A 12,262-nucleotide genomic window follows, 5' to 3' on the forward strand; every position below is an offset into this window, starting at 1 on the left:
GGTCTTGGAATAAGAGAATGGTCTTGCCCTGAGTGTGGGGTACTGCATGATAGAGATATTAATGCAGCCAAGAACATTCTCGCGCTCGGATATGAGCGTCTGGCAGCAGGAATCCCCGTCCTTTAGGTTGGGGAGGATGTCAAACTGGGATTTTTAAATGGGGTTTAGCCGATGCTTAAAGCATTATTATTGGATCATGATGGTACTTTGGTTGATTCAGAGACTTTGCACGGACAGCATTGGGCCGAAGTATTAGCCTCACATGGTGTAGAACTCAGTTCTGCCGAGTATCATGCTCATTATGCGGGGTACTCTACTTCACAAAATGCTATTGATCTTATCCAACAGCATGGTTTAACCATTAGTCAGCACGCACTCGCGCAGCAAAAGGTGGCAATTACCCAAGCATGGCTGAAACAACAAGCATGGCCTTTGATTGAGGGAGCCAGCGCTATTATGCAATGGGCGAGTACCCAAGGCTTACGCCAAGCGATTGTCACCGGCGGGCAACGCGTGAGTGTCGAGCGTACTTTAAGTTATTACCAGCTCGCGCCTTTTATTGAGGTGGTGACTAGCCAAGAAGACGCGGAACACAATAAGCCCGCTCCCGATTTATATTTATTGACCTTAGAGCGTCTTGGCCTTAAAGCTCATGAGGTACTCGCCCTCGAAGATACTGCACGCGGTATGCAAGCCGCTTTAGGCGCGGGTATTGAGTGTGTGGTGGTGCGAAATAGCTACTCGCAAAATCAGGATTTTAGTGGGGCAGCAGCCTGTGTCGACTCCCTACCCCAAGCACTCGCATGGCTAAAACAACGCTATGGCAATTAAGAAGCCGCTACTCGTTTCGGCTGGGGCTTATTGAGGGTTTTAGTCACCACTTTGGTCGTGGCTGCAGGAGCCGCTTTAGTTACCTTAGACCCAGCATGAGCCGGTTTAGGGGTATTGGGTTTTTTCGCCTGCGAATGCGTTGCGGGGGAGCGTTTCGCGGTGCTGGCCTCGGTAGCAGGTTTAGCTTTAGGTCGAGCGGGTTTACGCACCGGAGCGGCAACCTCGGCCTTGATGATAGGCTCTAAGGTGCTATTACTAATCGCTGGCACCTCTTTACGCTCTAGGGTCTGACGAGTTAGGCGTTCAATGGCTTTGAGTAGATCGTGTTCTTCTCTATCGACTAAAGAAACCGCTTCCCCCTCAGCCCCAGCACGTCCAGTGCGCCCGATGCGATGCACATAATCCTCGGCGACATTAGGTAGCTCAAAATTGACCACATGCGGCAATTGCTCAATATCCAAGCCCCGCGCGGCGATGTCTGTTGCTACCAATACTTTAATCTGCCCTTGTTTAAAATCGGCTAGCGCTTTGGTGCGGGCATTTTGGCTTTTATTACCATGAATCGCGGCACTGCTAATCCCATCACGAGCGAGCTTTTCCGCTAGGCGATTAGCGCCGTGTTTGGTACGGGTAAAGACTAATACTTGTTGCCAGTCATTAGCACGAATGAGGTGGCTCAATAGTGCGGTTTTACGCGCTTTATCAATTTCAAAAATAGACTGGCTGACCGTCGTAGCCGTGGTATTACGCTTAGCGACTTCAATCAGTTCGGGCTGCTGGAGTAAACCTTTGGCTAACTGCTGAATTTCATCAGAAAAAGTGGCGGAGAATAATAAGGTTTGACGCTTTTTAGGGATGAACGCTAATACTTTACGAATATCGTGGATGAATCCCATATCGAGCATGCGGTCGGCTTCATCAAGGATTAAATACTCGACTTGATTCAGCTCGACGGCGCGTTGAGCGTGTAGATCCAAAAGGCGTCCGGGAGTCGCTACTAATATATCAACACCTGAGCGTAACTTTTGAATTTGGGGATGAATCCCTACTCCCCCGAATACTACCGCGTGTTTTAAAGGTAGGTATTGACCATAGGTTTGGACGCTTTCCATCACTTGAGCGGCGAGTTCGCGCGTAGGGGTTAGGATTAATGCGCGGACTATTTTAGGGCTAGCCGGTTTGGGGTTCAGCATGAGGCGCTGCAGGAGCGGTAAGGTAAAACCTGCGGTCTTGCCTGTTCCGGTTTGTGCGGCAGCCATGACATCGCGCCCTTTGAGTATTAAGGGGATCGCTTGCTGTTGTATGGGTGTCGGTGTGGTGTAGTTTTGTTGTTGTAATGCGTTTAGGAGTGCTTTGGATAAGCCAAGTTCAGAAAAGGTCATTAAGATTCGATTCTATGAGTTTAAGAGGGAAGTAGGATTATTTAAAAATATGGGGCAGAGTGTGCATGAGTTTAGTTTGTAGCACAAGCATTTCTGGAGTATCTGGGTATTTTTGTTAAAAGGTCTTTTGTTTGTTTTTGCTTTATTTAACATAAATTAAATTATATGAATTTAAAAATAACTATTCAGCAATTCATCTGAAACCGCCCGCCTTACTACTGAAATAATCCGGCTGATGGAACCTGCCACCATGAGGGCTGTAATGGTAGTAATTAAAAATACCAAAGCCCCGAACAACTCTCATCAGACAACACCCAAAATAAAAAGGGACTACCTAGGTAGTCCCTTTGGCTTACACCAAAATAACTCGAATAAAGAGAGCCTTACGAGTTAAGTGATGCTAACAATTTCTCCACCATAAATCCATTTTTTTCAGGATAAACGGAGTATATGTCTAATGATTTAGCCACGCCCCCGATAACCATCGACCTTTTGCTCTGGCACCCACACCCCTTTTGGGACTTCGCCATACTGAAAAAATACATCAATCGGCATACCACCGCGCGGATACCAATAGCCACCAATACGCAGCCATTTAGGGGCAAGCTCGGCTATTAGCCTACGCCCAATCCCGACTGTGCAAGCCTCATGAAAAGCACCATGATTACGAAACGAACCGAGATAAAGCTTCAGCGACTTACTCTCGACTAAGCGTTGATCAGGGATGTAATCAATCACTAAATGAGCAAAATCGGGCTGCCCGGTGAGTGGACACAGCGAGGTAAATTCTGGCGCGGTAAAACGCACGAGATAATCCACCTCTAGCTCTGGGTTAGGTACACTTTCCAGCACCGCTTGTTCGGGTGATTCGGGTAAGGCGGTGTTACTACCTAATTGGGTTAGGTTGTTATAGATCGAAGGTGTGGTCATAGTCTGTGATTCGGCAAAAAGTATATTTTACCGAACCCAAGGGAGTGGTTCTAGCTAAAACCACTTTGCCACAGCGTCTCACCTTTGGCTCCTACCACCCAAAACTGATGCGCTTCATCCAGCGTGGGCAATTGATAAGCATCTAACTGTCGATCTAACACCTCCTCCGGCACCACATGCTCCCGCGCCCGGTTATTGTTACGCAGCTCCGTTTCCGGCAACAAAAACACCACCAAGGTTACTAAGGCATGATAATCACGCCCCAAATCTGCCACCATAGAGCGAAAATCCTTGCGTATATTCGTGGCATCCCAGATCACACCGCACTTAGCACGTAAGGCAGCCTTTAAATTTTCCTTGGCTTGCTGGCGAATCTGTCCGCTATGCTCTTGACTCGCACGATCACCATTCCAGTGTTCGCGTAACTCATCTAGAGAAATACGTTCATACTCCGGGAAATGCTGCTGTAGCCAAGTCGATTTACCCGAACCACTCATGCCACAGGTAATCACCAAATGGGCATGTTGCTCTCGATGGGTATAGGTGGTGCTTAGTGCCTCCTCGGCTTGGGTGATTTTACCACTTTCCAGCTCTGTGACCGCATAGGCCTGTACATAGCTTTGGGCGGATTCAGACAACTGTGCCAACTCAGGACGAATCGCTTGCAGAGGATCAAACCTATCCCACACACCATAGCTTTGGCATAAGCTGCGAAACTCTTCCAGAATCAATGCGTTCATTTCGTGATCATTACAGATGCGCCCCTGCATATCCGCCCGTGCTAACCAATACAATAAAGGTAACTTGACCTGATGCGCTAATTTCAGAAAAGCCGCCCGATTACTTTCTCGCAATACCAGCCTATGTATCATCTGATGCTCTCCCACCAGATTCAGCACATTCCAAATCACCGCAAAAGGCAATGACCACTGCATCATCCTAACGGCTAAATAAGAGCGCCCCTTATCCTCATGACCAGAGGAACCAATCCGTATGCGCCCGTCTTTTTCATAGTTTTTGGTACATACTGGCTTAGCAATATCATGCAGACAAGCACCCAGAATCAAAGCCTGACGCTCAGCACCTTGAATATGTTGTGCTTCGGTTTGCAGCAATTGATATAACTCCTCTAGCACCATGCCAGTATGAATATGCACATTGCCCTCGGCATGCCATTCATTATCCTGCGGGGTATCCTTAAAGCGTAGCAACAGCGGTAGCTCAGCGCCCATCTGTGCTACACATTCGTCTATATCCGGTGTCGCATCCAAAGCCAAGCGGGCTAACCAATCATTCAAGTCTTTCATTCTGCGCCCTCCTTTAAACCATTCGGGATAATCTCGGCAAACATCCAGTGCTCCGTGGTCTGTACATGTTTAGCACGTACCCATTTCGCCATATGTTGGGCAAACTCATCATAATGAAAGGCGCGTGTTGCCCGTACCACATAGCCCTCGCTACGTTGTGTATCCACCGGAATGGCGCGTATCAGCTCCTCATCCCAGATGCCTTGATACAATACGGGGGGGAGATGAATATTCAATAATCCGAACCAGTCCTGTGTGTCTGCCCAGCTCAGGCAAATATTCTGCTCATTCCAAATGGAAAAACCGTAAAAATAACTCTCCAGCGCTGGATAGATCACCGAATGCTGGGCATAGAGATTTTCACCGCAAATACGCCAATCGGGCGGGATTTCGTGCTTGAATTGACCGTACCACTGCTTGACCCAATCTCTTGAATCATGATGGCGACTATCGATGGAGCGGGCGTGCATACGATCTCGATACAGTGAAGTATTTTCGCCATCCATTTTTTCGGTGACAACGACTTCAAGCCCGACAAACTGCTGGGTATTAATAATGCGAATATCATCACTAGCGACACTTGCCGACCAAGGCAAATGCGGGGTGCGCGGATATTTATAGACTGACATAGCCTGTATTCCTAAAACCATTAAAATACTAAGCACAAGCAAAACTGTCTCAGATAGGACTGAGCAGGCAGGTGCGATTTTTTGAGATTTGGTTTTGGATAAGTAACTACATGGCTATTAAGAATAGTTAAAGGTTAATGGTTGAAGATAAGTTTTCAATATTAGTTTGATTATATCACTTGCCACAAGTTCAAAGTAGATCAGTTGATGCTGTCATAACCCCGCATGGGGATTCGTAACTAGCATCCTCGCTTAATTGCGTAGGGCACTTTGTACGTCATAACCCCGCATGGAGATTCGTAACCTTTTGTGTTTCGGCGAGTATGTCCATACGTCAGATGTCATAACCCCGCATGGGGATTCGTAACATGAAGAAGCGCAAGTGTCACCTCTCAAACTTTTATGTCATAACCCCGCATGGGGATTCGTAACAAGAATTTATAGTCTCCTATGACGGAGTATTTTATGTCATAACCCCGCATGGGGATTCGTAACCTAATTGATAAGGATGATAAGGCGGACTCGGACTGGTCATAACCCCGCATGGGGATTCGTAACGACTCAGCCACGGACAGCTCAGGGGATTTATGCGTTGTCATAACCCCGCATGGGGATTCGTAACCGAACGAGGCTTGAGCCACTGGGCGGCTGCCGCCATTGTCATAACCCCGCATGGGGATTCGTAACCCTCGAAGAGGATGGGATTGTCGGGCGCGATGCAAAGGTCATAACCCCGCATGGGGATTCGTAACTACGTTGAGTCAGTCAAAGAAGGGACTACGCCCGACGTCATAACCCCGCATGGGGATTCGTAACCAAGCCTCTGAGTTCGTTCTCTTGCTGATAGGTAATGTCATAACCCCGCATGGGGATTCGTAACGTCGATTTTAGTCGTAGGGATATTATCCCCACGCAAGTCATAACCCCGCATGGGGATTCGTAACGATATCCACAGCCGTATAACCCGCCACCAGCGAGCGGTCATAACCCCGCATGGGGATTCGTAACACTAATCAAGAGCCAGATTTTGGTACATCGTTAGCAGTCATAACCCCGCATGGGGATTCGTAACTACCATGCAGAGCCATCACCCAATCCTCGTGCTTAGTCATAACCCCGCATGGGGATTCGTAACGTTGACATTTATTTTACCAATACCGCGCATGAGCTAGTCATAACCCCGCATGGGGATTCGTAACTGAGTGATTGAGTGCCCAATCCGCTCGGATTGGACGCGTCATAACCCCGCATGGGGATTCGTAACACCTCATCAATAACGAAGGCGACGGCGAAACCGTTTGTCATAACCCCGCATGGGGATTCGTAACGATTGATCCTAGTCTCGATGCTGCACCCGTGCCACGGTCATAACCCCGCATGGGGATTCGTAACTATTTTTTGGAAGCTGAACGGGTTTAATTCGGAGAAGTCATAACCCCGCATGGGGATTCGTAACGGATGGCACAATTGTGGGACTGGACTACCTCAAAGCGTCATAACCCCGCATGGGGATTCGTAACGATTAGTAAAGTGGACGCAGCAGCTCGCAAGCTCAGGTCATAACCCCGCATGGGGATTCGTAACCCCTGATTTCAGCGTATCTCTGGTTAAATACCACTGTATCAAGCACACAAAATCTAACATAAGCCTTTGATTCATGTCCATCAGTGTCCGGGGTGAAATACTGCATTGGTGGTCGAAGTTCGACTCATACCTGCCGGATAACTCAACAATTATCCGGCAGTGCTGGACTAATAACCTAAGCTACTAATTCCAAAGCTTGATTCAACGTCGAACTTGGACGCATCACCGCACTCGTTTTAGCCGGATCAACTGCATAATAGCCGCCCAGATCAACCGGTTGACCTTGTACGCCATTCAACTCCGCCACAATCTTAGCTTCGTTTTCGGTCAGTGCTTTAGCTAAAGGTGCAAACTTCGCGGCTAATTCCGCATCTTCGGTTTGTGCTGCTAACGCTTGTGCCCAATACAAAGCTAAATAGAAATGGCTACCACGATTATCAATCTCACCCACTTTACGCGAAGGTGATTTATTATTATCGAGTAGTTTTTCCGTCGCCTGATCGAGCGTATCGGCTAGGATTTGTGCCTTTTGATTGCCCGTTTTTTGCGCCACATCTTCAATAGAAACGGTCAGCGCTAAAAACTCACCCAGTGAATCCCAACGTAAATAGTTTTCTTTCACTAATTGCTGGACGTGTTTAGGTGCTGAACCACCCGCTCCCGTTTCAAATAAGCCACCGCCTTCCATTAAAGGTACAATAGACAGCATTTTAGCACTGGTACCTAATTCTAAAATCGGGAATAAGTCGGTGAGATAATCCCGTAAAATATTACCCGTTACCGAAATCGTATCGAAACCACGGAAAGCACGCTCTAAAGTAAAACGCATGGCGCGTAATTGCGACATAATATGAATTTCAACGCCGGTTAAATCGTAATCTTCTAAATAACGATTTACCTTTTTAATCAATTCATTTTCATGTGGACGATAAGGGTCTAACCAAAATACCGCTGGCGTTTTGGATAAACGCGCACGGGTGACGGCTAATTTCACCCAATCTTTAACCGCCGCATCTTTGGTTTGGCACATACGCCAAATATCGCCCTCTTCCACGTTTTGTACCATCAAGACATTGCCTTGATCATCGACAATACGTGCTTCACCCGCTTCGGGAACTTCAAAGGTTTTATCATGCGAGCCATATTCTTCGGCTTGTTGCGCCATGAGACCCACATTCGGCACTGATCCCATCACCCGTGGGTCAAACGCACCATTAGTTTTACAGAAGTTAATTACTTCTTGATAGATACGCGCGAAAGTACTTTCGGGCTGAATCGCTTTGGTGTCATGTAGTTTGCCATCCGCACCCCACATTTTACCGCCATCACGAATCATAGCGGGCATAGAGGCATCGACAATCACATCATTAGGGGCATGTAGATTGGTAATACCTTTATCAGAATCGACCATCGCTAAACGCGGACGCTCGGCTTCACAGGCTTTAATCGCGGCTAGAATTTCATTGCGTTTTTCTTCGGGTAGTGTTTTGATTTTTTCATGCACACTACTCATACCATTATTAGGTTTAACCCCAATTTCTTTAAATAGATCGGCGTATTTAGCAAATAAATCTTTATAGAAAACTTTTACCGCATGACCGAATACAATCGGGTGCGATACTTTCATCATGGTCGCTTTGACGTGTAAAGAGAATAGAATATCCGCCTCTTTAGCATCTTGTAATTCTGTCTCATAGAAATCACAGAGCGCTTGTTTGCTCATAAACATACTATCAATGATTTCATCTTTGAGAATATGGGTTTTTTCTTTGAGTACAATCACGCGACCGTCTTTAGTCACTAGATCCATTTTCACATCGCATTCGCGATCCATGGTCATGGATTTTTCGCCGTGATAGAAATCACCTTGAACCATATGGGAAACGTGCGTGCGTGATGCATGGCTCCACTTACCCATTTTATGCGGGTTATTACGCGCATAACGTTTCACGGCTGCAGGGGCACGACGGTCAGAGTTACCTTCACGTAATACGGGATTGACCGCACTGCCTAATACTTTGGCATAGCGCTTAACAATGGCTTTGTCCGCATCCGTTTGAGGATTTTCGGGGTATTCCGGCACATTATAGCCCTTAGCCCGCAGCTCTTGAATCGCTGCGGTTAGCTGGGGCAACGAGGCACTAATATTCGGCAGTTTGATAATATTAGTGCTGGGGTCTTGGGTCAGGCGGCCTAACTCAGCCAGATTATTCGGAACACGTTGTTCCTCAGTCAAATAATCAGAAAATTCAGCCAACAGACGCGCCGCGACTGAAATATCACTCGTCACTACATCAATGCCAGCAGGTTTAGCAAACGCTTGAATAATTGGCAAAAATGAGTACGTAGCGAGCAGCGGTGCCTCGTCTGTTAGAGTATAGATAATAGTCGAATCGGACATTGTTATGTTGCTCCTTGGCGGTTTTATTACAATCCACATCCCTCGTTAGTCTGAGGGTATGTGGAATTATTCAGGCAAGAATGTAGCGGAATACATCCCCTGTTGACTAGATTAAACCATGGGTGCTAAGAGATTTATTTTGTTGACGCTATTCTAGGTGGTATGGGCGCTATTTAAAACTAGCTACGCCAAATTTTAAAGCAGTACCCACTACCTCACCTCATCAAACCACCTTCAGCGGAATATAACGCTCAGGTAGTACACTAGGGCTGCGTATGGGTGCCCACGCATGCCCAAAAATGACCTCATAGGTGGCAGGTAACTGCCCATCTGCTCGCCTAAAGCTCTCATAAGCTTGGTACATAGCCTGTAAACGTTGTTTACCCATTAAACCTTTGGCACGACCTTGGGTGGCATTATTCGCCCCTAAGGCTTTCAAATCGTGCAGTAAACCCTTGACCTCGCTATAGGTCAAGACTTTATCTTCTCGGTCGACCACTGGATCACGAAATCCTGCGGCTACTAATGCATCACCGATCTCGTGCATATCCACAAACTGACTCACATGGGGGTAACCATCCACCTGTCCCCAACTCGCACGCAATTCTTTTAAGGTATCAGGGCCAAAGGTAGCAAAGGTTAATAAGCCCTCTGGACGCAAGACGCGAGCACACTCCTTAAACACTGGCACTAAATCATTACACCATTGCAGCATCACATTCGAGATCAGCATATCACACGATTGATCCACAAAGGGCAAAGCATGTACATCGGCACACACCCCTAAAGGTTTACGCCACCAATGGCGGCGCTTCAGGGTTTGAGCCACCATACTCGCGGCTATATCAACCCCTATCACTTCCGCCTTAGGATAACGTTTGAGTAAAGCCTCTGCAATCATCCCCGTCCCACAACCGAGATCCAGCACGCGTTCGGGAACTAATTTAACCCAATCAAGACGTTCTAATAACTCCTGCCCAATTTCACGCTGTAATACCGCTGCCTCGTCATAAGTATGGGCGGCACGCTCAAAACCTAAGCGGGTTTTACGTTTATCTAATAAATGCGCTGCATCAATACTACTCATAAATAAACGGCTCCACCGCAGCCAAAAACTCTTCCGTATGGGTCACAAACGGCACATGGGAAGCATGAGGCAATACCTTAACCTCATAGCCTTTATGTTCTAATACCTCAGCCACTGCAACCGGCACTAATTTATCCAAACGCCCCAAAATCCAGCGACTCGGTACAGGTAAGGTTTGCTCGGAGAAATCCACCGAACGCAATAGCTCTAAGCCCTGATGCAAGGCGGGCAAACGCGCGGGGTATTGTAAAATCGCATCACGCAATTGATTAAGCTCCACCGGACTATGCCGCGTACCCATAAATTGCAAAGCAAAAAAGCGTTTCACTGTGGCTACATAATCGGTTTCTAAATTGGTAGCGAATTGTTCAAGCACCTCTGGCGCTAGCGCATGAGGCCATGTTGGGGTTTGGATAAAGCAAGGTGAACTACCAATCAGTAATAAACGTGCTACTTTATCCGGCATAGCATAGGCCAAGGCCTGAGCAAGTAAGCCTCCTAGTGACCAACCAATAATAGCCGTATTCGGTTGAATCAGTGGCTTTAGTGTCTGAACTAACTGTTCTAATGTCCCTAATTGATCAACGGCACTACGTCCATGTCCGGGTAAATCGACCCAAGTGACTCGTGCATGCTGAGTTAAATGCGCTCGAATCGGTTGCCATGCGGCTTGATTCATCCCCCAACCGTGTAACACCAACAGTGGGCGACCTTGCCCTTCTGTACTACTCCATACGGTATCCACATCTAATACTATTTGACTCACCACTGTTCCTTACAAAAGCTGCGACACTCACGCAAAATCCTGCTAAGTTACGCCCATTGATTAAGGGGAGCTATTGTAATGTATCCAGAACTGTCTAGCCTAATGCCGTGGTTATTAGTCATAGGTGCTTATTTATTAGGGTCAATCTCAGCCGCTATTATCACGGCTAAAGCGATGCAGCTACCCGACCCGCGCTCTACTGGGTCGAAAAATCCCGGCGCTACCAATATGCTCCGCATCGGGGGCAAAAAAGCAGCCATCATTACCCTATTAGGGGATGGGCTGAAAGGCTTTATTCCGGTTTTAATCGCGCATTATGTCTTAGGCTATAGCTATGAGTGGCAAGTACTCATTGGACTGGCTGCCTTTTTAGGCCACCTCTATCCAGTGTTTTATGGTTTTGAAGGCGGCAAAGGGGTGGCTACCGCTATCGGGGTATATCTTGCCCTCAATTTTCCAGCGGCTATGATGACGATTGCAACCTGGCTTGTTATGGCACGCGTCTTTAAATACTCCTCGCTGGCTGCCCTCACTGCTACCCTATTAGCTCCGCTATATTTTTATCTTATGACCCAAAACGGCTGGGTATTCATAGGATTATTGATCATGACGGCTTTTATTTATTACCGACATAAAAGTAATATTCAAAACCTATTAAATGGTACTGAAAAGAAATTAGGTAGCCGTTAAGCCTAGTAAGGGGCTAAATGATGCTAGCCCCTTTAGCCACTATCCGTTTGTCCTTTTAGTCTTGCCACTCGCCCTAATCATTCCACGCTGCGCTTGCTAGCATCTTATAGTTGTGATTATGAACTCATTATAAGGAGCTACTCGAAATGACACATATTTTCCCTAGTAATAATCGCACAGGAGCCAGCCTGCTACCACGCACGGCCTCAGGCGATCAAAGTGCTAATATCCGTCTGGCTAGTCAGCAATTAAACTGGATGAATAATCCTTTTGCTAATAACAATAAGGCTGGTTTTTTAGATTTGGCGGTATTAGTTCGCCAGATTTTAGTACAACTAATGAATCATCTGCCTATGCCAGCACCGGCACCCGCCCCGATACCAGGGCCTATTATGCAGCCCGTGTATGGCGTGATTCAGCCGCCGATGGCTCAACCAGTGTATGGTGTAATTCAGCCGCCTAATGACCCTATCATACAACCCGTCTATGGCGTGGTATTACCCCCCAATGACCCCATCATGCAGCCGGTCTATGGAGTAGTGCAGCCCATTGATAATGATCCTCCTATACAGGCGATCTATGGGTCAATCCAGCCAATCTCTGGGTCTTAACTTTAGGGTATGAGGGGTTAGTAAAAAAGAATTCAGGCTTTAAC

Annotated in this window: 11 protein-coding genes and 1 CRISPR repeat array; of the genes, 4 read left to right on the forward strand and 7 right to left on the reverse strand. The window is 47.1% G+C overall.

The window, feature by feature from the left end; all coding sequences use genetic code 11:
- The coding region (locus A3IK_RS20785) for a zinc ribbon domain-containing protein (protein ID WP_020559440.1) at positions 1-126 on the forward strand (126 nt) is incomplete at its 5' end.
- Between the two features lie 45 nt (positions 127-171).
- Positions 172-831 carry an HAD family hydrolase gene (locus A3IK_RS18870; RefSeq protein WP_020559441.1) on the forward strand — a complete coding sequence of 220 codons (660 nt, stop codon included), beginning with the start codon at positions 172-174 and terminating at the stop codon, positions 829-831.
- Here the strand turns inward: A3IK_RS18870 and A3IK_RS0107905 are convergent.
- From A3IK_RS0107905 to bioH, 7 genes are all read right to left on the reverse strand, one after another.
- On the reverse strand, positions 828-2,213 hold the full coding sequence (locus A3IK_RS0107905; protein ID WP_020559442.1) for a DEAD/DEAH box helicase: 1,386 nt from the start codon (positions 2,211-2,213) through the stop codon (positions 828-830). The genes A3IK_RS18870 and A3IK_RS0107905 overlap by 4 nt on opposite strands.
- A 462-nt stretch (positions 2,214-2,675) precedes the next feature.
- On the reverse strand, positions 2,676-3,143 hold the full coding sequence (gene queF, locus A3IK_RS0107910; protein ID WP_020559443.1) for a preQ(1) synthase: 468 nt from the start codon (positions 3,141-3,143) through the stop codon (positions 2,676-2,678).
- A gap of 50 nt (positions 3,144-3,193) precedes the next feature.
- The gene (locus A3IK_RS0107915; protein ID WP_020559444.1) at positions 3,194-4,450 is read right to left on the reverse strand and encodes an ATP-binding protein; all 1,257 of its coding nucleotides are present in this window, start codon (positions 4,448-4,450) and stop codon (positions 3,194-3,196) included.
- On the reverse strand, positions 4,447-5,079 hold the full coding sequence (locus A3IK_RS0107920) for an RNA ligase family protein (protein ID WP_020559445.1): 633 nt from the start codon (positions 5,077-5,079) through the stop codon (positions 4,447-4,449). The genes A3IK_RS0107915 and A3IK_RS0107920 overlap by 4 nt, the downstream gene beginning before the upstream one ends.
- 212 nt (positions 5,080-5,291) lie before the next feature.
- Positions 5,292-6,663: direct repeats of the CRISPR family, unit length 28 nt; unit sequence GTCATAACCCCGCATGGGGATTCGTAAC.
- Between the two features lie 175 nt (positions 6,664-6,838).
- Entirely contained in the window at positions 6,839-9,064 is a 2,226-nt protein-coding gene (locus tag A3IK_RS0107925) for an NADP-dependent isocitrate dehydrogenase (RefSeq protein WP_020559446.1), read from the reverse strand.
- Between the two features lie 223 nt (positions 9,065-9,287).
- Positions 9,288-10,151, reverse strand: coding sequence for a malonyl-ACP O-methyltransferase BioC (gene bioC / locus A3IK_RS0107930; RefSeq protein ID WP_020559447.1), 864 nt, complete (start codon positions 10,149-10,151; stop codon positions 9,288-9,290).
- Positions 10,144-10,917, reverse strand: a complete 774-nt coding sequence (bioH, locus tag A3IK_RS0107935; RefSeq protein WP_020559448.1) for a pimeloyl-ACP methyl ester esterase BioH — start codon at positions 10,915-10,917, stop codon at positions 10,144-10,146. The genes bioC and bioH overlap by 8 nt, the downstream gene beginning before the upstream one ends.
- 78 nt (positions 10,918-10,995) lie before the next feature.
- Here bioH and plsY point away from each other — a divergent pair, with 78 nt between their 5' ends.
- Both plsY and A3IK_RS18875 read left to right on the forward strand, forming a co-directional pair.
- Positions 10,996-11,607 carry a glycerol-3-phosphate 1-O-acyltransferase PlsY gene (gene plsY / locus A3IK_RS0107940; RefSeq protein ID WP_020559449.1) on the forward strand — a complete coding sequence of 204 codons (612 nt, stop codon included), beginning with the start codon at positions 10,996-10,998 and terminating at the stop codon, positions 11,605-11,607.
- A gap of 146 nt (positions 11,608-11,753) precedes the next feature.
- Complete coding sequence (locus A3IK_RS18875; RefSeq protein WP_020559450.1) at positions 11,754-12,218, forward strand: hypothetical protein; 465 nt, start codon at positions 11,754-11,756, stop codon at positions 12,216-12,218.
- The last annotated feature ends 44 nt before the right edge of the window (positions 12,219-12,262 follow it).

This window comes from Thiofilum flexile DSM 14609 (assembly GCF_000380185.1).
Classification (GTDB): Bacteria; Pseudomonadota; Gammaproteobacteria; order Thiotrichales; family Thiotrichaceae; genus Thiofilum; species Thiofilum flexile.

Excerpts from the sequence above, each read along its gene's own strand:
- plsY (WP_020559449.1), top strand. The coding sequence starts at position 10,996 with ATGTATCCAGAACTGTCTAGCCTAATGCCGTGGTTATTAGTCATAGGT.
- bioC (WP_020559447.1), bottom strand. The coding sequence starts at position 10,151 with ATGAGTAGTATTGATGCAGCGCATTTATTAGATAAACGTAAAACCCGC.
- A3IK_RS18875 (WP_020559450.1), top strand. The coding sequence starts at position 11,754 with ATGACACATATTTTCCCTAGTAATAATCGCACAGGAGCCAGCCTGCTA.
- A3IK_RS0107920 (WP_020559445.1), bottom strand. The coding sequence starts at position 5,079 with ATGTCAGTCTATAAATATCCGCGCACCCCGCATTTGCCTTGGTCGGCA.
- A3IK_RS0107925 (WP_020559446.1), bottom strand. The coding sequence starts at position 9,064 with ATGTCCGATTCGACTATTATCTATACTCTAACAGACGAGGCACCGCTG.
- A3IK_RS0107905 (WP_020559442.1), bottom strand. The coding sequence starts at position 2,213 with ATGACCTTTTCTGAACTTGGCTTATCCAAAGCACTCCTAAACGCATTA.
- queF (WP_020559443.1), bottom strand. The coding sequence starts at position 3,143 with ATGACCACACCTTCGATCTATAACAACCTAACCCAATTAGGTAGTAAC.
- A3IK_RS18870 (WP_020559441.1), top strand. The coding sequence starts at position 172 with ATGCTTAAAGCATTATTATTGGATCATGATGGTACTTTGGTTGATTCA.
- A3IK_RS0107915 (WP_020559444.1), bottom strand. The coding sequence starts at position 4,450 with ATGAAAGACTTGAATGATTGGTTAGCCCGCTTGGCTTTGGATGCGACA.